Source organism: Nocardioides sp., from assembly GCF_047602075.1.
GTDB lineage: Bacteria > Actinomycetota > Actinomycetes > Propionibacteriales > Nocardioidaceae > Nocardioides.
In genome coordinates, this window is sequence record NZ_JASGIF010000001.1 from 21823 (window position 1) to 45005 (window position 23183).

The 23183-nt window shown below is 68.7% G+C and carries 31 protein-coding genes; 1 reads left to right on the forward strand and 30 read right to left on the reverse strand.

Annotated elements, in window-relative coordinates:
- Positions 1–3 precede the first annotated feature (3 nt).
- Genes QM714_RS00185 through QM714_RS00220 form a run of 8 tightly spaced genes read right to left on the reverse strand, consistent with a single transcriptional unit; the run spans position 4 to position 7766 of the window.
- A complete protein-coding gene (locus tag QM714_RS00185) occupies positions 4–231 on the reverse strand; it encodes a holin (protein ID WP_415096430.1) in 228 nt (75 codons plus the stop codon).
- 10 nt (positions 232–241) lie between these two features.
- Entirely contained in the window at positions 242–805 is a 564-nt protein-coding gene (locus QM714_RS00190) for a M15 family metallopeptidase (protein WP_415096432.1), read from the reverse strand.
- The gene (locus QM714_RS00195) at positions 802–1563 is read right to left on the reverse strand and encodes a hypothetical protein (protein ID WP_415096434.1); all 762 of its coding nucleotides are present in this window, start codon (positions 1561–1563) and stop codon (positions 802–804) included. The genes QM714_RS00190 and QM714_RS00195 overlap by 4 nt, the downstream gene beginning before the upstream one ends.
- Positions 1560–2000 carry a hypothetical protein gene (locus QM714_RS00200; protein WP_415096436.1) on the reverse strand — a complete coding sequence of 147 codons (441 nt, stop codon included), beginning with the start codon at positions 1998–2000 and terminating at the stop codon, positions 1560–1562. Before QM714_RS00200 ends, QM714_RS00195 begins: the two co-directional genes overlap by 4 nt.
- Positions 1997–3628 (reverse strand): hypothetical protein, encoded by a 1632-nt coding sequence (locus tag QM714_RS00205; protein ID WP_415096438.1) that lies wholly within the window; start codon positions 3626–3628, stop codon positions 1997–1999. The genes QM714_RS00200 and QM714_RS00205 overlap by 4 nt, the downstream gene beginning before the upstream one ends.
- The gene (locus tag QM714_RS00210) at positions 3625–5046 is read right to left on the reverse strand and encodes a hypothetical protein (protein ID WP_415096440.1); all 1422 of its coding nucleotides are present in this window, start codon (positions 5044–5046) and stop codon (positions 3625–3627) included. Before QM714_RS00210 ends, QM714_RS00205 begins: the two co-directional genes overlap by 4 nt.
- Positions 5047–5050: 4 nt before the next feature.
- Positions 5051–6262: a hypothetical protein gene (locus QM714_RS00215; RefSeq protein WP_415096442.1), complete on the reverse strand. Its 1212-nt coding sequence runs from the start codon at positions 6260–6262 to the stop codon at positions 5051–5053.
- Positions 6263–6275: 13 nt separating this feature from the next.
- Entirely contained in the window at positions 6276–7766 is a 1491-nt protein-coding gene (locus tag QM714_RS00220) for a phage tail tape measure protein (protein WP_415096444.1), read from the reverse strand.
- 31 nt (positions 7767–7797) lie between these two features.
- Here QM714_RS00220 and QM714_RS00225 point away from each other — a divergent pair, with 31 nt between their 5' ends.
- Positions 7798–8184: a hypothetical protein gene (locus QM714_RS00225; protein WP_415096446.1), complete on the forward strand. Its 387-nt coding sequence runs from the start codon at positions 7798–7800 to the stop codon at positions 8182–8184.
- Here QM714_RS00225 and QM714_RS00230 read toward each other — a convergent pair.
- The 22 genes from QM714_RS00230 to QM714_RS00335 all read right to left on the reverse strand — a co-directional run bounded on the left by QM714_RS00230 (position 8181) and on the right by QM714_RS00335 (position 23170).
- Complete coding sequence (locus QM714_RS00230; RefSeq protein ID WP_415096448.1) at positions 8181–8570, reverse strand: hypothetical protein; 390 nt, start codon at positions 8568–8570, stop codon at positions 8181–8183. The two genes, QM714_RS00225 and QM714_RS00230, sit on opposite strands and share 4 nt — an antisense overlap.
- Positions 8492–9001: a hypothetical protein gene (locus QM714_RS00235; RefSeq protein ID WP_415096450.1), complete on the reverse strand. Its 510-nt coding sequence runs from the start codon at positions 8999–9001 to the stop codon at positions 8492–8494. Before QM714_RS00235 ends, QM714_RS00230 begins: the two co-directional genes overlap by 79 nt.
- Before the next feature lie 66 nt (positions 9002–9067).
- Positions 9068–9460 (reverse strand): hypothetical protein, encoded by a 393-nt coding sequence (locus tag QM714_RS00240; protein WP_415096452.1) that lies wholly within the window; start codon positions 9458–9460, stop codon positions 9068–9070.
- A gap of 1 nt (position 9461) precedes the next feature.
- Complete coding sequence (locus QM714_RS00245) at positions 9462–9980, reverse strand: hypothetical protein (RefSeq protein WP_415096454.1); 519 nt, start codon at positions 9978–9980, stop codon at positions 9462–9464.
- Positions 9980–10171: a hypothetical protein gene (locus QM714_RS00250; protein ID WP_415096456.1), complete on the reverse strand. Its 192-nt coding sequence runs from the start codon at positions 10169–10171 to the stop codon at positions 9980–9982. Before QM714_RS00250 ends, QM714_RS00245 begins: the two co-directional genes overlap by 1 nt.
- Before the next feature lie 18 nt (positions 10172–10189).
- Positions 10190–11008: a DUF6093 family protein gene (locus tag QM714_RS00255; protein WP_415096458.1), complete on the reverse strand. Its 819-nt coding sequence runs from the start codon at positions 11006–11008 to the stop codon at positions 10190–10192.
- Positions 11005–11493, reverse strand: a complete 489-nt coding sequence (locus tag QM714_RS00260; RefSeq protein WP_415096460.1) for a hypothetical protein — start codon at positions 11491–11493, stop codon at positions 11005–11007. Before QM714_RS00260 ends, QM714_RS00255 begins: the two co-directional genes overlap by 4 nt.
- Positions 11494–11508: 15 nt before the next feature.
- The gene (locus QM714_RS00265) at positions 11509–11652 is read right to left on the reverse strand and encodes a hypothetical protein (protein ID WP_415096461.1); all 144 of its coding nucleotides are present in this window, start codon (positions 11650–11652) and stop codon (positions 11509–11511) included.
- The gene (locus QM714_RS00270; protein ID WP_415096463.1) at positions 11652–12548 is read right to left on the reverse strand and encodes a phage major capsid protein; all 897 of its coding nucleotides are present in this window, start codon (positions 12546–12548) and stop codon (positions 11652–11654) included. The genes QM714_RS00265 and QM714_RS00270 overlap by 1 nt, the downstream gene beginning before the upstream one ends.
- A gap of 15 nt (positions 12549–12563) precedes the next feature.
- The gene (locus tag QM714_RS00275; protein ID WP_415096465.1) at positions 12564–13037 is read right to left on the reverse strand and encodes a hypothetical protein; all 474 of its coding nucleotides are present in this window, start codon (positions 13035–13037) and stop codon (positions 12564–12566) included.
- Positions 13038–13125: 88 nt separating this feature from the next.
- Positions 13126–13794, reverse strand: a complete 669-nt coding sequence (locus tag QM714_RS00280) for a hypothetical protein (protein ID WP_415096467.1) — start codon at positions 13792–13794, stop codon at positions 13126–13128.
- A gap of 25 nt (positions 13795–13819) precedes the next feature.
- Positions 13820–15235: a phage portal protein gene (locus QM714_RS00285; RefSeq protein ID WP_415096469.1), complete on the reverse strand. Its 1416-nt coding sequence runs from the start codon at positions 15233–15235 to the stop codon at positions 13820–13822.
- A 3-nt stretch (positions 15236–15238) separates the two neighbouring features.
- Entirely contained in the window at positions 15239–16636 is a 1398-nt protein-coding gene (locus QM714_RS00290) for a hypothetical protein (RefSeq protein WP_415096471.1), read from the reverse strand.
- A gap of 94 nt (positions 16637–16730) precedes the next feature.
- The gene (locus tag QM714_RS00295; protein ID WP_415096473.1) at positions 16731–17015 is read right to left on the reverse strand and encodes a hypothetical protein; all 285 of its coding nucleotides are present in this window, start codon (positions 17013–17015) and stop codon (positions 16731–16733) included.
- A gap of 374 nt (positions 17016–17389) precedes the next feature.
- The gene (locus tag QM714_RS00300; RefSeq protein ID WP_415096475.1) at positions 17390–17557 is read right to left on the reverse strand and encodes a hypothetical protein; all 168 of its coding nucleotides are present in this window, start codon (positions 17555–17557) and stop codon (positions 17390–17392) included.
- A gap of 115 nt (positions 17558–17672) precedes the next feature.
- Positions 17673–18566: a hypothetical protein gene (locus QM714_RS00305; protein ID WP_415096477.1), complete on the reverse strand. Its 894-nt coding sequence runs from the start codon at positions 18564–18566 to the stop codon at positions 17673–17675.
- A 311-nt stretch (positions 18567–18877) separates the two neighbouring features.
- Entirely contained in the window at positions 18878–20209 is a 1332-nt protein-coding gene (locus tag QM714_RS00310; RefSeq protein WP_415096479.1) for a replicative DNA helicase, read from the reverse strand.
- The gene (locus QM714_RS00315) at positions 20206–21072 is read right to left on the reverse strand and encodes a hypothetical protein (protein WP_415096481.1); all 867 of its coding nucleotides are present in this window, start codon (positions 21070–21072) and stop codon (positions 20206–20208) included. The genes QM714_RS00310 and QM714_RS00315 overlap by 4 nt, the downstream gene beginning before the upstream one ends.
- Entirely contained in the window at positions 21072–21248 is a 177-nt protein-coding gene (locus QM714_RS00320; RefSeq protein WP_415096483.1) for a hypothetical protein, read from the reverse strand. Before QM714_RS00320 ends, QM714_RS00315 begins: the two co-directional genes overlap by 1 nt.
- A 274-nt stretch (positions 21249–21522) precedes the next feature.
- Positions 21523–21786, reverse strand: a complete 264-nt coding sequence (locus QM714_RS00325) for a hypothetical protein (RefSeq protein WP_415096485.1) — start codon at positions 21784–21786, stop codon at positions 21523–21525.
- Between the two features lie 192 nt (positions 21787–21978).
- Positions 21979–22806: a class I SAM-dependent methyltransferase gene (locus QM714_RS00330; protein WP_415096487.1), complete on the reverse strand. Its 828-nt coding sequence runs from the start codon at positions 22804–22806 to the stop codon at positions 21979–21981.
- Between the two features lie 76 nt (positions 22807–22882).
- Positions 22883–23170 carry a hypothetical protein gene (locus QM714_RS00335; RefSeq protein ID WP_415096489.1) on the reverse strand — a complete coding sequence of 96 codons (288 nt, stop codon included), beginning with the start codon at positions 23168–23170 and terminating at the stop codon, positions 22883–22885.
- Between the last annotated feature and the right edge of the window lie 13 nt (positions 23171–23183).

Consider the following 23183-nt stretch of genomic DNA (forward strand, 5'->3'; position numbering starts at 1 on the left):
GGGTCAGTCCACGCTCTCCGGGCCGAACGCGGCCGGGCCGTCGCTCTTGGTGAACTTGATCGCGGCCACCGACATGAGCACCGACGAGATCGCTGCCAGCGCGGCCGCGGAGCCTGCCTGCTGCCAGTCGACGTCGGTGAGGCCGACGGCATTGGTGCCGATCAGGCCGAGCGCGGCCTGCGCTGCCGTCTTGGTGGCGCGTTCCGCGATGGCGAGCAGGTACTTCTTCATGGTGGGTCTCCTAGGAGTTGATGACAGCCAGGGCGCCGGGATTGGCGGCCAGGATTCGCTTCCCTCGCGGGCTCTTGGTGAGCCGACGAGCGAGGACCTCGATGTCGTCGAAGCGGGAGTAGTTGCCGAGCTCGAAGTGCATGGCGTCGGTGACGCCCGAGCCGCCCGGACTGGGCCAGTCGCCGCCCCAGATGATGAGGCCCTTGTAGAGCCGCAGCCGCTTGTGGACCGCGGCGATCTGCGCGTCGGTCAGGGTGCTGCGCGTGGGTACGCCGCGCGGGTGCCTGGTGGCGTTGAGGTCTGCGGCGATGCCGCCGGCGTGGTTGGAGTAGCCGGACGTCTGTCCGCGGACGGCGCGGACGGCCCAGCCCCAGTCGTCCCAGACGCCGAGGTCGAGCCGCTCCACCCTCTGGTGCCACCACAGCGCAAGGTGGACGAGGAGGAAGCCGGCCGACCCGTCGCGGAGGTAGAGGTGTCGGCTGGCGCCGGGAACGACCCACTTCCGGAGCCGGGGAAGTGCCCCGGTGGTGCGGTTGCTGGTCAGCACGGGCCAGCCGGACACGGTGGTGCTCACTTGTCCTCCTTGATGCGCCACGTCGCCACATAGGGCAGGTGGTCCGACCCGATGCCGTCGAGCGTGTCGGCGGCCAGGAACTCCGCGCGCCCGTGATGCCCCTCCCGCCAGGCGAACCCGTCGATCGGGCGGCGGCCGTGAGTGCCGATCGGCCGCGGTGTCTGCGCTTGGGTCAGGTGCCAGCCCTTGTGTCGCAGCGGCGCGAGCGTGCGGGCATCGGGCTTGGCGTTGGTGTCGGCGCCCACCAAGACGAGCGCCCGCTGGTACAAGTCAGCCTCGCCGGCGACCTGCTCGCTCATCCGCCGCGCCAGCACAGCACGACGCGGCATGTACTGCGACGCGGGCCAGTGCGCCGACGCGACACGCAGAGGGAAGCCCGTCTCCCGGTGCCGCAGCCGAGCGCCAATCAGCCACTTGGGCTTGAGCCATGTCCCGCCGGCACCGGGTCCGGCGTAGAGGCGATGCACCTTGCCGTCCTCGACCCTGCCGAGCAGCAGCCGGTCCCACGCGCGGACCAGGTCCCACACGTCCGGGTCGTACAGCAGCGGCGTCGCCAGCTGCCCCGTGCGCCCCGTGCCGCGCATCACGTCCAGCCCGACCCGCTTGGCGATGCCGCCCAGATCACGGCGACCCCACCAGTCCGAGCCCTCCTGCAGACACCACAGCGACACACGTCCGCGCTGATCACCGAGGAGACGCTGCAGACGAGACGGGGAGCCCGGGCCGAGATTGAGCATCGCGGCAGAGAAGATGGTCATTCCGACCCCCGCTCCAAGTCGGCGAGGCGCTGCTCCTGGCGGTCGGAGCGCTTGTCGGCACGCTCCACGTAGTCCTCCGACCAGGTCAGGTGTCGATGGACCTCGCCTGCCAACTGCTCAGTGGCGCCCGACATCTGCTCTAGCACCGTGGCCCGCTCGGCCGAGACCGCCTCCTGTGCCTGCATCCGCTCGTCGAAGGCGTCGAGCCGGGCGGCAAGCTGGGACAGGTAGTCCTTGAGTGTCGGGTTGTCCGGGTCCTTGTTGCCGTTGTCAGACACCTCGTGCTCGATGCGCCGTACCACCTGGTGGGCCTCGGCGATCGGCTGCCCGAACTCGCGGCGCAGGTTGGGGATGATCACGAAGCGCCAGGCGATGCCGAGCAGGACCGACAGCGAGACGACGAGGGCGCCGAGATCGCGGGCGACAGCGAGGGTCAACGCTTACGCCTCCTCCGCCGATGCAGACGCGCCAGGGCTGCTGCCGTGGTGCGCGGGTAGGTGTCGAGTTCCAGCTGCGCCGAGTGCGAGTCGGCGGTGTAGTTCAGTGCCCAGACCCGGAAGACGCTCTGCCCGTCGCTGCTGGAAGCATTGAGGGAGTCCGGGTAGGACTCCACGCCACGGACTCGGATCAGCTCGGCAGGCTCGATCTCGTGCGGCTCGACCATCCGCCCAGTGCTCAGGTCGCGGATCGGGCGGGCGATCGTCAGGGTGCCCGCATTGGCCGGGTACTGGTGCTCGGCCAGGAAGTTGTCACCGATGCGGACAGCCGCATTGCTGCTGCCCAGCTCGTCGGCCACGTCGATGCTGGCGCGGCGGATGATGCCCTGCGCGTCGAGGATGGGGCAGGAGCCAGTGCGCAGCGTCGTACGCCGCGAGCCCTTGCGGTTGACCCACCGGACCGTGACCTGGTTGTACAGCTCTTGGGTGCTGACCGGGAAGTCGCCGCCGTCCTCCAAGGTGGCCTCGTAGCGCACCGTGGTCGGCCACTGCTGCCAGGCGAAGGCGTACAGGCCGGAGCTGTTGCTCGGCCCGGTCGTCCAGTAGTAGCCGGGCTCCAGCTCCATCACGTCGTCGAGCAACTCTGCCGCGGAGACGCCATCGGGGTAGGCGAGCTGGTCGATCTGATAGGTGCCGGTGGTGGCGATGCTGGCGTTCGCGCCGTCGAACTGGGTGAGTACCCGCGCCAGGACGTCGGTGACCACCTCGTGGGCCAGCACGTAGTCGGCGCTGTAGCCGGTGGTGATGTCGGCGCCCGTTTGGTCGAGCAGCATCGCGCGGAGGATCGGGTAGTAGAACGCCACCCAGCACCGGTCGTCAGTCTGCTGCGCGCCGGTGCCGGACGCGTTGTTGCACAGCAGTGACACGTCGAGGGTGTTGCGGCCATTGGTCCAGTCGGTGACCACCACGCCGGTCACGGCCGACACCGTGTTGCCGAGCGCGGCGTTGAGCGACGCCGACCCGGTGGTGCCGTCGGTCAGCGGGATGATCTGGACCCTGTAGTCAGAGTCGGATCTGCCGCCGTCCCAGGACAGCGAGTAGCGAGCCAGCTTCTGCCCCGACTGCTGTAGCCGCTCGTAGCGCATCGTCAGCGCCGCCTGGCCCGGAGCATAAGAGTTGCGGGGCCAGCGGCACACGATGCACTCCGGCGCCGAGTCGCTGCTAGATCCCGGCTTGGATGTCCGGTCGATCTCCCCGGACACGTTGGCGAGGCGGTTCGCGCGTCGCCACCCGTCACTGATGGACTGGTCGACGTAGATGAGCGGCTGGATCAGGTCCGAGGCGTGCTGGGCTGGCCCGAACGCTGTCATCGTCCACGTCTGCCCGTCGGCGTCGGCAGTCCGGCCGGGGTCGGCGACGCGACCCTCAGCGACCACCTCCGCGGTCCGGGCGTCGTAGACATAGACCCGGTCCAGGGGGCTGACCGCCATCGAGTCCAGCCGCGCCGACAGCCCCAGCGTGATGGACTGCACGCCGCCGACCGCCTCCTTGCGGAGCGACAGGTCTTTGAGCTGGCGGGTGATGTGGCGGTCTCCGACGCGGACGGTCAGCGGGACATTGAGCGTCATGTGGTCGCCGGTCGCACGTACAGGTAGCGCGGGTGGTAGTAGAGCGTGATGGCGCCCGACCCCGAGGCGAACTCCGCGACAGGAGGCGTCCCGGTGATCCCCGAGGCGTAGCGCATGTAGGCGAAGCGGTTGTCGACGCCGGGTCGCAGCCGGGGCAGGGCGCCGGTGTAGGTGACCCACCCCGGCAGCACCGGAGTGGCCGAGGACCACAGCGACGCCGAGGAGGCGATATACACCGACCCCGACCCGTCGTCAGCCTCGCCGTCGAACACCAGCGGGCTTGATGTCGGATACGATCCGCCGCCCGGCATGTAGCCCGAGGGCAGGAAGGTCGCGCCGGCTGTCGCGCAGGACTCGTCGACCGGGACCAGCCAAAGCCAGTCGAGATACAGGGTCCGCGAGTACGTCACATTGCTCACCGCGGCAGCGATCTCGATGCGGGGTGCGAGCGTCATGGCGTCCGGCGCGTCGAAGCCGACGATGCCGCAGTCGATCAGCCAGCTTTGCTGGCCTAGCGGCGACATCGACTTGGTCACCTCGTCTGCGCTCGCCGACGCTACCGACGCTGACCCGTAGGACACCGAGACCGTCAGCGTCGCCGACGAGGTGACCGCGTTGCCGCGGGCGCCGATCATCAGCCGGTACTTGCCGCGCATCGCTGCGGCAGTGGTCCCCGATGGCGTCCAGGTGACCCTGGTGGCCGATGAGGTGTTGGCGAAGCTCACCAGCGCCGACGTCGAGGAGACGGTGGTGTTGGTGCCGAGCGTCATGCCGCCACAGGTGGTCATCACCGGATTGGAGGATGCGTCACGGGTGGTGCGGGCCAGCGTCCAGCGCAGTTTGGCGTTCCCGGTCGCGGGCGAGAATCCCGAATGCGGCGTCGCGTCGACCATCACGAACGGCGCCTCGACGTCACCCTTGATCGAGGCGGACCCTACGTCGAACAGTCCCTGCGCGGTGGTGACCGTGCCGACCGAGATCGACTCTCGGACGCCGAGGGCGAACGGCTCGGCGAGCAGGTCGAAGGTGAGCACGCGGCGCTTGCGATAGGCGATCTGCTGATACAGGTCGGTGACGTTTCCGCGGCAAGTCTTGAAGAACACCGGCGAGGTTGCGCCGTCCGGCAAGTACCGGATGATGTTCGTCTCGCGGTCCAGCTCGCGCGCCAGCGACTGCCACGCCGCCGCCCAGGCGTCCTCGGTGGACTGGACCAGCTCGTGTTCGAAGCGCAGCTGCCGCAGCCCGTAGGCCGACGCGGACACCTCGCCGCCGTCGGTCATCATGTTGTCCGCCACCGCCTGCTTCAGCTGCGGCGGCGGGCAGTCGAACGCCGTGCACCGCAGGGACGCCGTGTTCAGGTCCAGCCGTGTCGTCGGGGAGGCCGACACCGAGTCCACGAACGCGATCGAGTGCGCCACCTGCTCACACCTTCCCGGTCATCAAGTACGCCTTCTGCCCCGCGTCCGCCCCGACTAGCCGGATTTGGGCTCGGTCCAGCACCCGGGTCACCGCACGCTCGATGTCGTGGTTCGACGGCAGGTCCGGCACCCTGCTGCCACCTCCGTGGCTGACGTGGCCGCCACCCGCGTAGGCGTGAGCATTGATGGCCTCCAACAGCGAGCGGTGGCGGGCGGTCGCGGCGGCGTTGACGACGTACTCGCCGTTGGACAGGCGGGCGTGGATGGAGTCGCTGGTCGCGCTGCCGGGGCCGGACACGTAGCCGCCGGTCGCATAGGTCTCACGAGGCCCGCCCGCGCCGTCGCTGCCGGTGCGGACGGTGCGGACCTCGATGGTGACCCGCTTGTAGTTCGGCAGCGAGTTGAGCCGGTACTCCACGGCGTTGATGCCGGACATAGCGCCCGCGGTCTGCGCCTCGACCTTCGTCGTCGCCTTCGACGGCACGCCGCCCACCGCGTCGGTGTACGCCTGGATCTCTCGCTGGCCCTCGCGCCACGCCTTGTTGGCCCGCTTGATCTCGGCGTCCGTCGCGTTCGCCAATTGCCGCATCCGCAGCGCGCCCTCAGGACCGGCCGCCTGCAGTGAGGCGATCAGTCCCTCGTCGAGGCCCTGCTTGGCGGCCTTCTGTGCGTTGATCCGGAAGTCCCGCAGCGCCTTCGCCTGCTTCTCCAGGTCGCGCAACCAGGCACCGAGGGAGACCCCGGCCTTGTTGACCTTGTCGCCCAGGCCGAAGAACGAGGTAGCGGTCTCGTTGGCTGCCTTGCGGGAGGCTGCTAGTGCCTTCGCGGCGCGGTCGGCCTTCTTGGCGGCGCGGTCCGTGGCATTGCCCATTTTGTCGGTCGCGTCCGCATTGAGAGTCGCGCTGTTCGCCGCACCGTCGATAGCGGACTGGTATCCCGGCAGCAGTTTGCGGAGCTCGGCTTGCTCGTCCGCAGTCAGGCCATACGCCTGGGCGAGCTGGTCGAACACCTCGGCGGCCTTCTCTGGCGAGCCTTGGGTGACGATGTTCGCCAGTGCTTGATCCAGCGCGTCGATCTCCGTCTTGGCGTCCCGCGCCTCAGCACGTACCCCACGCACGCCAGGAATGAAGGTGTCGGCAAAAGCGCCGCCGCCCGGGAGCTTGTCGTAGACACTTCCGATCTTGGCAGCCAAGCCCGGGTCGGCCAGTGCGTCCATCGCGCCCCGCAAGTCACCCAGATCGCTGGCGACACCTGAGAGACCCTTGGCGTTGTCGAGGTCGAGCAGGTTGCGAGTGAAGCTTCTCCGTCGCGGGCGCAGCCTTGTCGGCGGTACGAGCCAGCGCAGCCATCGCCTGCTCGACGGCCAAGATCGTGGCGACCGCCCCGCCGGCGATGGACATCTTCTTGAATGCGCCAGTGACTCGGTCTGCGCCGATACCAAGGTCGTCGAGCGCCTTCCGAGTATTGGCGGCGCTCTGGACGACCTTGGAGAAGACCCATAGGCCACCGCCGAGGGCGGCGGTTGCGCCGAGAGTCGCCGCCACGGACGACTGCGCGCCCTGTGGCAACTTGTTGTAGGCATTGACGACGTCCGTCAGTCCCTGCGTCAGATTGCGGAGCATCCCCTGGGAGCCGCTACCCGTTCCGATTAACGCGGTCTCAAGGGCGCCGCCGAGCTGCTCTAGGTCGCCCTTGAGGTTGTCGAGCTTGATCGCCGCAGTGTCGGAGGCGTAACCGGCGTCGTTGACCTTGTCGATCCAGTCCTGGATGCCCTGGGCGCCCTGGTTGGACAGGATGTTCGCGGCCTGGATGGCGTAGGTGCCGAAGATCTTCTGCATCGCCGCCGCGCGCTCCTGGTCGGAGGAGAGCCCGTTCAGGCCGGTGCTCAGCTGGCCGACGATCTGGTCGAGCGGCTTTAGCTTCCCGGTGGCGTCGTAGGCGTTGAACCCGATGTCCTCCATCGCCTCTGCCGCCGCCTTGGTGGTCGGCTGGAGGTGCAGCAAGAATGACTTAAACGCTGTCCCGGCCTCGGCACCTATCAGCCCTGCCGAGGCGAACGAAGCGAGCGCGCCGGTGGTCTCCTCGATCGAGAGACCCATCTGGGAGGCGATGGTGCCGACGTTGCCGAGCGCCTGGCCCATGTCGGACACCTCGCCCTGCGCCTTGCCGGCCGCGGCGGCGAGCAGGTCGGCGATGTGCGGCACCTGGGTTCCTTCAAGCCCGAACTGATTCATCGCCGAGGCGGCGATCTCGGCCGCCTGGCCGACGTCGAGCGTGCCCGCCGCCGCGAGATCCAGAGCGCCGTCGAGCCCGCCGCCGAGGATGTCTCTGGTGGATACGCCTGCCTTGGCAAGCTCCTCGATGGCGCCGGCCGCTTCGGTGGCCGAGTAGACGGTGCGCTGGCCAGCCTCAAGGGCAGCGTCGCGCAGTTGCCCCATGGTATCTGCGGTCTCGTGGGTCGCCGCCTGGACATGCGACATGGCCTCGTCGAAGTTGGCGGCCTTGAGGATGGCTGCGCCGAGCCCGGCGGCAGCAACGAGGCCGACCTTCCCGGCCGTCTTTCCGGCCTCTTCCAGCCCGGCACGCCACGTCTTGCTCGACTTGCTGCTGGCCGTCATGTCGTCGGCGGCCTTGCGCACAGATGCGCTGGCCTGCGTCATCTGGGCCTTGAACTGCGAGATCTCCGCCTGAAGGCGGTAGACGACCGTGCGATCTGCCACGAGCCACCGCCTCTCGGAGTACCGTTCGCGCATGGATGACGAGGTCGTGAGCGATGAGTTGCAGCCCGAACCGACCGCCAAGGGTGGGAGCGGCTGCCTGCTCTGGGCCGTCCTCTTGCCGGTGCTCTTAATCGGGGGGTGCTTCGCCTGGGCCTCGGTGGCGGGTGACGATGGCGACGCCAGCGGTTACGCCAAGGTCGCTTGTCGCGACTGGGTGAAGGACCGGCTCAAGTCGCCTTCGTCGGCGAAGTTCTCAGACGAGGTCGTGGAGCCGAATGGCGAGACGCGCTATGAAGTCACCGGGAGCGTGGACTCCGAGAACTCGTTCGGCGCGATGATCCGCAATCGCTACCGCTGTCTCGTTGAGCACGACGGCGAGGCATCAACGCTGATAGACCTCAAGGTCACGGGCAACTAGACGAACTCGTCGTCCGGGCTGAGGTCGTCGCGCGACATCCACACCGTCATGCCGTCGGTCGGGGCCATTGCGTCGGTGCCGGGGTCCTTGTGCTTCTTGTGCAGCCGCCTCAGGGTCAGCTCACGCGCCCCAGTGGCGTAGCACATCGACCGCTGCGGATACCACGGCACATCCGGGTTGGAGCAGACCGAGCGCAGGTTGCCGCAGCGGGGACAGATCTGCCGCTCGTACTCCAACAGCTCGTCGCGCTTCTCGTCTGGGAGTGCCTCCCACTCCTCGATCCCATAGCCCCACGCCTTCGCGGTGCTCAGCTCGAAGAGACGCTCCGGGTCGGCGAGGCGGGCAGCGATTTTGGGTCGAATCGCGACCCGTTGGCCAACTCCCATGCAGCGGCCAGCACGGTCTGGAAGTCGCCCTCGGACAGCCCGTCGGCCCACTCGTCATAGGCGGCGCGGCTGGCGAACTCCGGGGTCCGCAGCGAGGCGTAGACAAGGTCGTCCTCGACGGTCTCGGTGTTCACCCCGGCCATCCGGTCGCCCTTGAGCACCTCGGGGTCGGGGTGCTCGGTGCGCGCCGGGTGCTTGGCCTTGAGGTCGCGCCACACCTTGCGGTTGACGGCCTCCATGACGACGCGGATGCCGTTCTCCTCAGCCTCGGCCTTGAGGGCGTCGTACTCCTCGCGCAGGTCGGCGTACGGCGACTCACCGATGCGGGTCGGGGTGTCGTCGTTGGCCGCGTTCTGTGCCGCCACGTACAGCGCGGTCAGGCGTTCGGCGTAGTCGCCGGTCATCAGCAGCAGGCTGCGAGTGCGGGCCATCGGTTACTCCTGGCGAGTGTTGGCGAGACCCCGGCCGCGTCTCGCCAACGCGGCCGGGGGGTTTGGTCAGCCGAACAGGTGGCCGATCGCGGCGTCGGTCATCCGCTCGACCCGGCCCTGCATGCCGTCGAGCGCCCTGAGTCCATCCAGGTGTGGGGGCGAATTGATGCTCCCGTATTCGAAGCCGCGGCCCATCGAGCCCTGCGGCAGAGCCGCCTCCGGGCCGACATCGACCGCGATGTTGGTCATCCCGAACACGAGCTCGGCGCTGATGCTGTCCGGGTAGTGCACGCCGTGGGCACCGGAGGTTGCCCGGGCGTTGGACTGCCACTCCTTGGCGAGCGCCTGACCGGCGTCGTCGATCACGCCACGCATCGCGGGCACCGACTCCGCGCCGATCTGCGCGAGGTCGGACGCCAGCGCGTAGACCTCGGAGGCGTCGCCGCGGAAGAAGCCCATGTCAGGCGGCCAGAGTCTGCTTCAGGCGAGGGGCACCAGTGACCGCCACACCCTGCTTGACCGCCCACTCCGCGCCCTCGCCGTCACCTTCCTTGGTGATGACCTGCGGACCGAACTCGACGGGGTACTCCTCGGCGAACTGACCGGTCGCCAGGTCGGTGTCGCGGTTGAGGCCGCCGCGGAAGTACAGGTAGCCGGTGGTTCCGGCCGGGAACTTCTCGAACGCCTTCACGCCGTCCGACAGCGCGGCACCCTGCGGGTTGTAGGAGTACCGGACCTCGCCGAGGGTCCACTTCGTGGCGCCCACGAACTCGTAGGACTCGATGTCACCCACACGGGGCGGCGACTCGACCATGTTGGCGGTCGCGTCCGGGCGAGCCGAGGACTCGAAGAACATCTTCGTCACGTCCAGCGCGGTCGCGCCGGTCAACGTGGCGACGCTGAGGGTCTGGGTTGGGCAGAAGATGATCTTCTCGGTGCCGTACGCCTTGCTCGGCGTCGGGCGGACAGGTGCGGCCATCAGTCGTTCTCCTTCTTGGACTCGGCCTTCTGGCCGTGCTTCTCGGGGTAGGTCGGCGGCAACGGCGTGCCGTCCGGGCGAGTAGCGGGGGTGCCCTTGAGCACCTGGCAGCCCTCGGGGACCGGGCTGCCCTCGCGCATGGAGTACTCGGCTCCCTCGGGCGTGCGGACGCGAACGAACGACTCGAACATCGGGGCTCCTCGGGAGGGTCAGAGAGTGAAGGTCAACGTGCGCAAGCCGGACCAGCGGTCGTCGTCCTCGCCGACGCCTGAACTGGTCTCAAGCTCGATGGGGGTCGTCGACGTGGTGCCGACGACCAGTTGCCGGTACTCCAAGGCGCGGGTGACCTTGGAGAGGAAGTCCTGGGCGTTGCGCTCGGTCGCGCCGACGCCGCGCAGCAGCAGCCGCCACCGCGAGATCGAGGCGCCCGGGTCCAGGCGGGCATCGCCGCCGGGACGCTGGTCGACTGAGACTTGCAGGTAGTCGGCCGGTGGGGCAGGTCGAACATTCTTGACCTCGGTCGGGGTCAGGACGGGCACGGTGCCGAGCGCGGACTGGCAGACCGGGATGATGACGGCGAGGATGTCGGCCTCTTGCGTCACGGTGTCACCTCGGGAGTCACCTCGACCACATCGAGGCGCCGAGCTGTGGCGAACGATTTCGAGTGAGAGCCCGGTCACCCGGTAGCGGCGACCCAGCAGGGCGGTGTCGGCCAGGTCGCCCACGGCAGTGACCTCGGCCTCCCAGTCGATGCCGGGCACCAGGCCATCGGCGGGGATGTGCAGGCCCGCTTGCAGGATGGGCCGCTCCACGCCGCCGACCGAGACCCAGCGGGTGGTGGAGTCCGAGCCCGCCGAGCCCTGCAACTTGCCGGGTGTGGTGCCGCGGGGAGTGAAGGCGGGGACCTGCTTGTCGGTGCCGGTGGTCCAGCCGTTGGGCTCGTGCCAGGCGAGGGTGAGGGTCATCAGCGACTCGGCCCGGGCGCGCAATTCAGGGAGCGCGTGCGTGAGTGCGTCGCGGATGCTCACGCCTCGGCCTCGTACAGTGGGTACCCGGCCACTTCTGCGCCGCACGAGCAGTAGGCGCCGCCGAACATGATGGCGCCGTTGCCGTCCACGTAGGTGTTGGCCGAGCAGACATCTGCATGACAGGTACCCGACCCGGCCGGGACGATGGAGAAGGCCCCGCTGTTGGACTTGGGTGACAGCAGATCCCACCACTCGTCGAGGATGGTGATCCTGCCCCGCCCCGAGCGGTAGCTGCGGGAGACCGACCCGTCATCGACGCTGACGGCCACTTGGGTGGCGTCATCGGGATGGCGAATGTGGGCGGCGACAGCCTGTCGTACGACGTAGTCGAGCCGATCCTGGTTGAGCGCGGCCAGGTCTCCCAGCCTGGCCTCGATGAGCATCCGGGCATCGGCGATCCACTGCTCCCACTGCTCGATCGCCAGTGTGCCCGGGTCGAGGAGAGGGCGGCCGAGCTCTACCGCGATGTCGTCGGGGGTGACCACGGCCGCACCTCCTCGCTACTTCTTGGGCTTGCGAGGCGCCGCCTTCTTGGCCGCCGCCTTGGGCTCTTCGACGGGCTCCCATCCCGGCCCCAGTCGGGCGGCCGTCTCCTCCGAGCAGGAGACGACCGCGCCGGACTGGGTGTTGCGCAGGCGGAGCATCAGACGAGATCGTGGATCTTGGCGAAGGCGTCGAGAGAGGCGATGCCCCACCCGTAGACGACCTCTGCGCGGAACGCGACCTGGTTCTTCCGCTTCAGGTCGCCGCCGCCGTCCGGGTCGCCGTACTTGATGACTTCCAGGCCGATGCTGCGCTGGATGCCCCAGCGGATGGCCGAGAAGTCCCCGACGAAGCCGAGCACCTTGGTGTCGGAGGCCAGGATGGCCTTGGCGCCGACCGTGTTCGACACCGAGGCGCGGTGGCCATCCAACTCGGAGGTCTCCACGCCGAGGCGGAAGTTCGGGTAGAGCTTCTGCTCGGAGTTGGTGCCCCGCAGCGCCGAGAACTTCGATGCGTAGACCGGGTCCAGGGCGATGTCTCGCGGCACGTACCCATTGGCGAGGATCAGCGCGTCAGCGGCGTCCAGGCTGACATAGGGCTTGTCGGTGGACACGTACTCCACCAGGTTGGTGGCGTCGGTCAGGCCGCCGTTCATGGCAGCCACGACGGCGCCGCCCGTGGGGTTGATCTCGTGGAACACCCCGAAGTCCAACGCCCGGGAGAGGGCCGGCTGGATCTCGGCGAGGATCTGCTCCACGGCCTGCAGCTGGTGGTCCTCGTCGGCCCACAAGACCTCTTCGTTCATGCGGATGGTCTTGTGGAACTTGAAGGGCTTGGTCGTCTTGGTGGTCGGAGTGACCGTCGAGGCGCCCTTGTCGGCGCCCTCACCGACGTACTCGGCCTCGCCGATGTTGAAGGTCATCCACTCGCCCTCGCCGAACACCATGGGGATGGAGTCGGACAGGGTGGCGATGGTGGAGCCGTTCTTGATCTTGCCCAACCAGGGGTCGAGCTTCTGCTTCGGAATCAACAGCGATCCGGTGGCAAGGGAGGTCATGCTTGTTCTCCTTGGCTAGTCGCCAGAGCCGAAGAGCTCACGCACGAACTCGCGCGTCACGTCCTCGGCCGGCTGGGGGTTCTCGCCCTCGCGGGGCACGTGGTTGCCTTGCTTCTTGCGGTCCGACTCCCGCGCGGCCAGCCGCTCGGCCTGTGACCGCAGCGACTTCTCGTCGGCTCCGGTCAAGAACAGGTCGGCGTCGGACGGTTCGTCCTTCGCGCCGCGCTTGGTGCTGATGCCGAACTCGGCCGCGATCTCGGCGCGCAGTGCGCGCTGCTCGGCCTTGACGCCCTTCGCCTCCAGGTCGGTCAGGCGGTCCTCGAGCGTCTTGGCGCCCTCTGCCTGCTTCTTGAGGTCGTCGTAGTCGGCATAGCGTGCCCGCTCGCGCTGCACGCGCTCGGACACGATCCGGTCTACGTCGGCCTGGGTGAAGGTCTGATCCTTCGGCTCAGGCTTCAGCTCTGGCTTGGGGGTCGGGTCGTCGGACATGTGTTTTCTCCGTTGCCTCGTCAGGTGGTGCTCCGGCATTGAGCGCTGCCGTGTGCGCTTCCCCCGCGAGGGGTAGGTCTGCCCGGGCTCAGCCGGGAAGGTCGGGGTAGTGCTCGGTCAGGTAGGCGCGCAGGTCGGCCCGCTGCTGGGGCGTGCGGTGGCGCCTGGAGGCGACGTACTGCATCTCGGTCGGCTCGGCCGCATGTGGGTCGAAAGATGGACCGGCGGTGCAGGTGCAGCCCTTGTGGGCTGCGAAGTAGGCGGTCTCCTGGCGATAGACGGCGCCGCGGTCAGCCAGCATGACGCAGAACTTGCACGCGCCCGCTCGGGCGTAACGCTGGTAGCCGACCGCGCTCTTGTCGCGGACGACATTCTTGGTGACGGTGTCCCAGAAGCCGCCCATGATGGCCTTAGCGAGGACTGGCTCAAGGAGAGTGACGGCCGCGGCTGTCGCTTCCGCGAGGCTGGCGCCGGGGTCTCCGCTGTGCTCCAGGTCGTACAGGTCGCTGGTGGCCCAGCCGACCGAGGAAGCCAAGCCGTCTTCGTCGACCACCCTGAACGGCGTCGCAGAGTATGGGTCGGGGGGGTCGGCTTCCTCTCGTGCCTCCGCATACCAGTCCACCGCCAGTGCAGACGACCCGGCGATGTAGTGATGAGCCAGCAGGGGGGTGGCCGCGAACAGGACTCGGCGGACTTGGCTGGCAGTGCGAGCCCTGCGGGCGAGATCCGCCAGGTCGGCGCTCGCCGAGGAGGTCACTAGGTGTAGGCCGGAACGGACCTGGTCAGGCGTCGGCACTTGGTGCGCCCCGCTGGAGCAGTTCGTCCAGGACAGCCAGCCCGTTGGCGCGCTCCCGCTCCGCATTCGCGCGGCGAGCCTGCTCGGGCGTCAAGCCAACCAGTTCGAGGCCCACGCTCGTGTCAGCGAGCCATGGCAGCTTGTCGAGGATCTTCGACCCGGCGTCTGCAGCCTGCGCGCGGGCAACGTAGATCGGGCTGCGCCATACCGGACGCACGTCGAGACGAGGCGGCAAGTCACCCTTGTTCAGCATCGTCATCGCCCGGGTGATCGCCGAGGATACGTCTGGCGACCAATCGTCAGTAGTGCGCTCTGCCTCGGCGATCAGGTCATCGCGAGAGACGACCAGCGCCTCAGCGCTGGTGGGGTTCGAGTCGCCGATGATGCCCAGTTCGCCGATCGGTATGCCGGTCTCGCCTGAGAACATCTGAGCCAGCATCCTCAGATGGGCGTTCTGCGGCTCTGGGGACTGTCCGGTGAACTGCTTCACGTCCGCGCGAGCCAGGCGCGGATCGTCGGCGTCGGGGTCGTCACCGACCGCCCAGACCGCGTCCCACGCTGCCTGCCAGGCCGCCTTGGGCGACCCGTCGGCGTTCTGGAACGCCTGCTCAGTGGCGCCCAGGAGCACGTACCTCGGCAGGCTGTAGGCCTCGCCATTGACGTCGGCTCGAATCATCGCCGCGAGCGCCTGTTGGTGATATGACATCACGGCTCTGGTGATCCGCGAGGAGCCGAACGGACGACCCAGCCGCGGCTTGTAGCGCATCGGGTCCACCGGGACGCCGTAGGGGTGGGGGCTCCGCTCGGCGGTCCACCTGCCGCCCGCCTTGGACATGATGACGTTCAGGTTCGGCAGGTACATCGTCATCGCCGCCGGCTCGCCGTCGTCGTCAAGCGCAGTGATCGACAAGAACTGCGTGACGCAGCGACGGCGAACGTCCCAGGTGCCGGTCGACGTCGAGGCATCGCGGGCCGTGATGAGTACCGGAGGCTCGCCGGCCGACTCGTCGCCCTGTGTAGTGACCAGGAACGAGACTGCGTGGATCAGGGACGAGACCCCGCCCTGCGAGACCTCGGGGATCAGTCGATTGGTCCGAACGATCTCGGACAGGCCGAGGTCATCCAAGTCGATGCCGCCGGACTCGTAGAAGCCATCCAGGTTGCAACGACGGTTCAGCTTGTCCACGGCAATGGCAGACCAGCCGAGCACGAACCTGCGGTTTCGGATCACGTCCGGCACTTGTCGGCTCATCAGCTTCCGCTCGGAGTTCTTCATGTCGTAGAACGCCGTGCGCAGGTTGTTACGTGGGCGCTTCGCCCGCCACTGCGCGAGAAGTTCGTCGAGGGCCGCCTGCTCGTCGACGGAGAGCGTCGAGACGACGGTGCGCCGGAAGGTGTCCACCACTTAGGTCGTCACCACCCTTCGTCCACCGCTCTTGCGGGTCGGCTTCCGCACCGTCGAGGCCTGTGCTCCGATCAGCGCCAGCGTCCCTGCCTGGATCGGGGTGATGTCAGATTCCGCGGTCTTTCGTGACCACACCCACATGCCGGTGTCACCCAAGGGCCGCTTGCCGGCCGCGAGTGCCGCCGCCGTGAACTGCGGCTGGTCGATGTGGCGCAGCCACCCGGTAACCACGCCGTCCAACACCCGGGAACAGCCAGCGCCCAGCTCGGCCACCTTGACCGGCGTGACCGCCAGTCGGGTGCCCTTGAAGAACCAGCGGTCCGCCCGCTGCTCCAACAGCGCCGCGACCGGGCCGGCGACATCGACCACCACGGACCGGATCTGCGAGTTGTGCTCGGTCAGGTACTGCACGTGAGGGACCAGCCACGCCACGCCACGGCCCTTGGTGTGCTGGTCCTCGTCGAGCTCGAAGTGCCAGGCCTCATCCTTGCGCTGGCCGGCGAACGCCACTGACGCCCAGGACAGGTCCGGGCCGCACTCCACGCCGAGAGCGAACCTGTCGACCGCCAGTGACCGCTCGTCGGCGCGTTCGGCCCACGACGTCGCCGGAATGACGCCTGCCGAGGCGACCGGATCCCAGATGCCACGGCCTTCGCGGTTCCACGAGTCATCGCCCGGAAGGTTCTCCCGCAGCCGCAGCAGTGACTCGGTGGGGGTTCGCTTCGGGTAGGACGGGTTCATCATCGGCCACTGCGCGCGGTCGTCCGGGTCACTGTCCGGCTCGGCCGAGAACTCGATGTAGATCAGATTGGTCGACTTGCCCGAGAGTGCCTTGTTCCGCTTCTCGCGGAACGCCTCCGAGGGGTCTTCGGGGCGAGGTGGAGTGCCGAGGTAGAACAGCAGCGCGCCGTGTGGATGCTGGGCTTGGTTGGTCGCCGCCACCATGTCCTCAAGCGCCTTCGTGCCGAGGATCTGAGCCTCGTCGAACACCTCGATGTCGATGTTGGTAAAGCCGCGGCCGAAGCCTTGCTCCCGGGCGCCGAACATGATCAGGGATCCGTTGCGGAACATGATCTCTTGGTCTGCGTGACCGGCCTTGATTCCATCGGTGCGAGTCGGCGCCAGATGCGGCCGTACCCGCTTCCGCTTCACCATGCCCTGCATCGCTCGGAATGCATCCGTGGCGGTCTTGGTGCGGTGCGCCGTCCACAGCACCTTCGTGCCAGGGAACTCGATGCATATCGCGATGATCAGCGAGCCGACCGTGAACGTCTTGCCGACCTGCCGCGGGATCGACCAGACCACGCCGCCAACCGTGCAGGCGTACCGGTCGGCCTTGTCCTTACCGAGCACCAGCCGCGCCGCGCCCTCTTGCCACGGGTCGAACGTGACTCCCATGTCGTACAAGCGACGGCGAATCCGCGGCCAGCCCGAGGTCTTGATCGTCGCCGGATAGACCAGGTGTCGAGCAGCCTCGCTCAGCCGCGGTGGATCAGATGGCTTCCGGGTCGAACTTCTCGTCGGCGAGGTTTTCGCCACGGGATGCCACCTCGTGTTCGTCGGCCGCATCGTTGTTCTCGATCTCGCGGGCGATCTCGTGCAGCCGGCGAGTCAGTGCGGCGAGATCTCGCGGCGGGCACTTCGGGTCCTCGACTGCCTTCGCGATCCGGTCGCGCATCGCGACCAGCAGCTCACGGTGCGTCCCCGTCGCTGCGGCCTGGGTGACCGTCTTCGGAGGCGCCTTCTCGTCGGGGGTAACGGCACGGAGAGCGGCCACGAGGTCACCTCCTGGGGATGAGGAAAACGCCGGAGGGATATTGGTCCTAGGCCCCGCAGTCCCCGGCTAAGTGGGGGGAGGGGGCGAGCCCCCTGGCCTCGTGAGGCTCATCGAGTGCCTGACGACGGGCGCCCAGGGCTTGGACGCCTTCTCGCGGTTGCAGCGATGCCCGCACGTCGGGCACGGTACGTCGTGGTGTGCAGGCCGCAGGTTCGTCGGGTCTGTATCGCTGCCACCTCGGGCTAGTGCGACCACGTGGTCCACCGCGTCGGAGCCGGGGTGACCGCAGATGTGACACACGTCGGTGGCGGCGAGGATGCGGCGGTTCCGTTCCTGTCGCTTGCGTCCGGACATCCGGCGGTGGTGCTGACTCATCACGGCTGCCGAAGGATGGTGATGACCTCGGGGTCCATGCCCTCGGCAGCCAGCCTGTCCTCGGCCCACTCGACGGCAGCCTGTGCGAGCGCGTAGGACGTGTCGTCGTACGCGCCCTGGTGGCCCCGTGCGTGGTCGAGGCGGACCATCAGTGGCACGAACGCCATGCGGCTCACCCCCGAACGTACAAACCCACCGTGGCCTTGGCGACGACGGTGGGCGGCTGAGGGCGCGGTCGTATCACGCAGTAAACGGCGGCGACCAGGGCCCTCGCGAGACCCATTAGACCACACGCGCCTCTCGCTTCCCCGCCGTGCAGCGCCCGCGTTCCCAGCAGTCGGTGCCGTGAGCCTGCTCGCACGCCGCCTTCCTTGCCGCCTTCTCGGCCCGTCGTCGTGCCCGCTCCTCGCGCTGGGCACTTGCGGTCAGGTGACATCGCCACAGGTCCGGCCACCAGATCGCCAGGCGTCCGTCATCCAGCTGCCCGACCGCCACGTCGGGGTCGGCGAGCCAGCCGCGTACGGTCGCCTCGGTCCAGCCCTTGACGCTCAGTGCACCGAACGCCTCGGTCAGCGTCACCCACCGCTCGGCACCCGCTGAGCGCAGTTGCCTGGCCAGGGCGCGCTTGGCCTCGTCGGCGGTGAGCACGGCCTTGCAGCACGGCGCCTTCCATGTGTCCTCGCGGTCGCGCTTGCCGTACTTGCGGATGAGTCGCTTCGGGTGGTTGCACCGGTCGCACAGGACGCGGGAGCGGGTCTCACGGATGCCGTCGCGTACGACGTTCTCCAGCTTGACGCGGGCGGCGTGGATGTCGGCGGCGAACTCCTCGAAGTGCGGCTCGGTGCTCCATGCCCAGTCGATGAGCCTGCCGAGGAAGCGGGTCTCGGTGGCGATGGTGGGCAGCTCGATGTCGGGCTGTTCGAGGTCGCGCCGCCAGTCCTCGGACCAGTACCGCAGCGTCTGGTAGGCGGGCCAGGACTCGTCGGGGTCCTCGTCGGCCGCGGACGTGTAGGGCGCGTGCCGCAGCTTGGCGAGCTCTAGCCGCTCGTCGGTCTCGACCTGGTGCTGCCACGCTTCGAGGTTGGCGGCCGGCGCGAGGTTGACCATCGCGTCGCCGCCGGGGATGTGTGGGTCGTCGGCGAGGTCGAGCGCCCGGTCGGACAGCATCGCGGCCATGTGACCGATGGCGCGGAGGTCTCGGGCGACCTGGACGCGCGGGTCGTCGGTGGGCTCCTCGGCGGGCGGCGACGTGGAGGCTGTCGGCCGGGTCGGTGCGACGGGTGGCCAGATTCGGCGAAATCGGGGCTCTGAGGGCCTAGAACCACATCCGCGTAATTCGGTGCCCGTTTCGGCCCTGCGGCGCTCAGAGGGGCCTTTCTGTGCGTTCTCGGGGTATTCCTGGCCTGGCCGACAGTGCGCACAGGACGAGCGAGGGAGGTCGGAGTGCTCGCAACGCTCCTCGGTGGGCTTGCCGCAGTTGCCGCAGGTCATGCGTCCTCCCGTGGTGCCCAGGTCGTGGAGGTGAGCCGGGCGTAGTGGCCTTGCATGTACAGGTGGCGGGTCGCCTTGGGTCCGTGCCGGTTCTTGGCGGTGATGACCTCAAGGTCGGGAAGCTCGTCGTCGGGGTGGTGCAGCAGCAGCACCTGGTCGGCGTCGGCCTCGATGGACCCGGACTCACGGAGGTCTGCGAGCATCGGGCGGCCGTCGGTGCGCTTGGTGGACTCGCGGTTGACCTGCGCCATGGCGACCACGCAGGCGCCGGTCTCGCGGGCCAGCAGCTTGAGCCCGCGGGAGACCTCGCCCAACTGCTCGGCGCGGTTGGGGCGGTTGTCGACCGGCCGGACGAGCTGGAGGTAGTCCACGACGATGAGCGCCAGGTCGTCGCGCTTGCGTTGGACGTTGCGGGCGGCGCGTCGGATGCTGGTCACGGTCTGGTCGGGGCTGTCGTCGATGGTGATCGGCAGGTCCATCAGGGCTTGGGCGTGGCGGCCGATGCGCTCCCAGGTGCGCTCGTCGGTGCGACCGGTCTGCAGGTCGGTGAGGTTGGCCTGTGCGAACGCGGCGAGCATCCGCTGGCCAACCTCGCGCTCGGGCATCTCCAGGGAGGCGAGCAGGACGGCATGGCCGTGGTGGTGGGCCATGTGCAGCGCGAGGTTGGTGCCCATCAGGGACTTGCCGACACCGGGCCTCGCGCCGACGACCACGAGCCTGCCGGGACCCAGTCCGCCGATGCTGTCGTCGACGTCGGGCCAGCCGGTGCCCAGCACGTTGGCCTGTCCGTGCTCGGCGATGTCGAGGACGTCGGGCAGCAGGTCCGCGACGGTGCGGGCGCGGGAGACGACGCGGCCGGTGGTGGCGGCGTCGACCTCGGCGCGGGCTCGTTCGCGGATGTCGTCGAGGTCGCCTCCGGTGGCGTTGCCGAGCTGCTGGATGCGCAGGCCCGCGGCTTGGATGCGGCGGAGCCCGGAGGCGGTGGCGACCCGGTCGGCGTAGTAGGGCGCCTGGCTGACCAGCGGCACCATCTGCGTCATGTGCAGCAGCGAGAGCGGGTCGACGCGGGAGCCCTTGTCGAGCGCGAGCCGCACCGAGACGGGGTCGGGCTTGACGCCGCCGCGGTGGACGCGCATCACGGCGTCCCAGGTCTCCTCGTGCTCGGGGCGGTAGAAGTCCGCGCCGGTGACCTGCTCGGCCAGGCCGTCGAGGTCGTCGTAGCCGGACATCACCGCGCCGAGCAGCGAGATCTCGGCGTCGCGGACGTCGGCCATCTGGCTGCCCGGGGTCGGCTCGTCGTCGGGGTCGATCGGGGGCTCGTCGATCACTGGCTGGCCGCCCGTCTCCTGGCGACCTGCTCCATATGCCAGGCGTGGTACTCCTCGGGGCTGAGGTTGTCCGGGGGTCGCTCGATGGGCCCGGCGTACGCCGCCGGGGTGGTGGTGGTCGTGGTCGCCGTGGCGGCCTCGTCGTTCCAGTGCTCGCCGTTGAGCCAGGTCGCTGCGTCCTTGGTGAACTCGGGGTGCTTGCCCTTGACCTGCTGCGCCGTGACGTAGCGGCCAGCAGCCGCGATGAGCCGGTCCGCGTCAACGCCGGGCTTCCTCAGTGCGATGCGCCAGCGCTGCTCGGCCTTCTTGCGGCCGACCTTCTTGGCGTAGGTGTTCCAGAACTCGTCGAAGCGCGAGTCGGCCTCCGTCGCCTCATCGGCGTCAGCCGATGGGCAAGAGGGGTTCTCCCCTGTTCCCCTGTTCCCCTGTTCCCCTGTTCCAGTCGCGAGGGTGTCGCGAGATACTCGCGAGGGTGTCGCGAGGGTTCCGCGAATTTCGGACTCCGAGTAGGCCCATGTGCCGTCTGGCCTGCGGAAACGCGGTTTGTTGGGTCTGTCGATGCGCTGGACCGATTCCCACCATGAGACGAAGAGCAGTTCGGTGTCGTCGTCCTCGTATCGGTGCACGAGTCCGGCTTCGTGGAGCTCAGAAATGGCGTCTGCAACCCTCGCGAGGGTCTCGCGAGGGTCTCGCACCATGTCGCGAGGGAACACGTCGGAGACGATGAGGGCGATGTCGTCCTTGCCCACGCCGTTGTCGTCGACGTAGGACTCCAGTCCCTTGAGGACGAGCCTCGCGTCCCAGCTCACCGAGGCGATTCGCTCGCTGCGCCAGAACTCCGGCTTGGTCGACCTGATGCGCATCAGGCGGCGCCTCCCGTCAGGTCGGCCCACTTGGTGATCCAGATGTGTCCGGCCGGGCACTGGTACTGCGCGTGGTGAATGGTGCGCTCGCTGCGGGTGAATCCCTCGCCGGGCAGCCCGCAGGTCGGACAGGTGGCGGGTGGTGTTGTGTCAGGGGGCGCGTTTACGGTGGTCATGAGTCGGTCGTTGTCCTTTCTGATCGGCGAGGCCCCGGGTTCGGCGTTGGCGCGCCACCGGGGCCGACTTCTGTCGTCGTCCCTGTGGTCACAAGTGCACCACGTGTTGCCGACAAGTTGCCGGTGCTGTCGACAGTGCCTGTGCGCACCAGCCGCCCCAGCGCTCCCTGGTCGCGCTCGTAGGCCGCCTGTGGCCATCCCTGGTAGGGGCAGACCTTGGCGTGGCGTTGCGCGGCGGCCTCGGAGGCGATGGGGGTGCCGCAGGGGCAGGTGGTCACCACAGCGCCTCCTCCTGCTCGTCGGCGAGGTAGGCGTCCAGCTCGTCGGCGATCTGCGTCCACAGCCTCCGCTCGCGGTCAGTGGGCCGGTGACACTCGCACGCGCACCCGTACTCGTCGCCGCAGTTGGCGTGGTCGGGTGGCTTCGGTGTCCCGAATGCCGTCCGGTCCGAGCAGGCGAGCCGGGCCATCTTCGCGCTGGTCCACTGTGCTCGCTGCCGGGCGTGGTCGCTGAGTGCTCGCAGTTCCCAGCCCTTCACTCCGCACACCTCCGTTGGTTGGGCACCAGCACGAGCCCCTGCCGCGTCCAGCCGCCGGTGTAGGCGAGGTCCGCGACGGTGTCATGGAGGGCCTCTCGCCGCGAGTGGTACCGGAGCCGCTGGTAGCAGGCGCCGCAGCGCCCGCGGGCCTTGGTTGGCGATGACCCGCAGACGATGCAGCGGGCGGGGGTCTCACGCATTGGCGCTCCTGACCACGACGACCCACCCGAGGCCGATGTGTGCGAGCTCGGGGCGGCGGGCGATGAGGCGCGCGAGGGCGGCGGGGACTGCTGCGGGTGGTGGGCGGTGGGTCATACTGCGGCCTCCAGGTGCTCGATGAGCTGGGCGCCGATGAAGGTCGTGTAGGCGGGCGGGATCGACAGGAAGCAGCCGCGCTCGGTCATCCAGGGCGTGTTGAGGAGGTCGCGCAGCACGCCCAGGTCGGCCGGGACGTAGCCGCCCTTCCGGACGTGCCGGGCCTCGTGCTTGTCGCGTCTGGCGCCGCCGTACGCTCCGGCGACCTGCAAGCTTGCGGTCGTGCTTGACGTGCTCGGGTGCCAGCAGCAGGATGTTGGACTCGAACAGGCGGTGTCGGTCCATCACCAGTGACGTGCCGTCGGTGTCGGTGGCGCTGAGCCCGAACATGCGTCCGCACAGCAGGACAGGTGAGATGAGCTCGGGGCGTGCGCCCTCGACGTTCTCGATCACGTACGGCCGGCCGATCTCGCGCAGTGCCTCGCGGGTTGCTGCGATGAGGCGGTCGTAGCGCTCGTATCGGTTGGGGATTGCTGCGGTGCCGCGGGTGTATCCGGTGCAGGTGGGCGAGGCGTGGATGGCGTCGTACTCGCGGCCGCGGGCGAGCAGGTACTCCAGTGCGTCGGCGCGGTGGTGCTCGAAGGGGTAGTGCGCGAGGCGCTTGTCGTCGTTGTCCACGCCGGTCACGTCGAAGCCGGCGCGGTGGTAGCCCATGCCGGCCCCGCCCTCGCCGCAGAACAGGTCCAAGAGCCGTGGCCGCCTCATGCTTCCCCCTCTGCGAGCACATCGCTGACCCGGAACCATCGCTGCTCGTCCTCGTCCCACCAGACGACGGGGTCGATCATGAGTCGGCCTCCATGTCGCGCAGGAGGCGGCGGAGGACCGCGACGGTGCCTGCGAGTGACATGTGCTCGCTGTAGTCGCTGGCCTCGTACTGCGCCTGCCACTCGTCCGCCAGCGCCTTGATCTTGACCCGCCACTCGGCGTCACGGGCAGCGAGGCGGGCGGTGAGGATGCGCTCCACGGCGCACAGCTGCACGTCCACGGCGCCGGGGTGAGTGCGTAGCCACTCGCTGGCCTCGCGCATCTTGGCGATCTCGGCCTCGGTCAGGTGCACGACGTCAGTCATCGCTGCCTCCAAG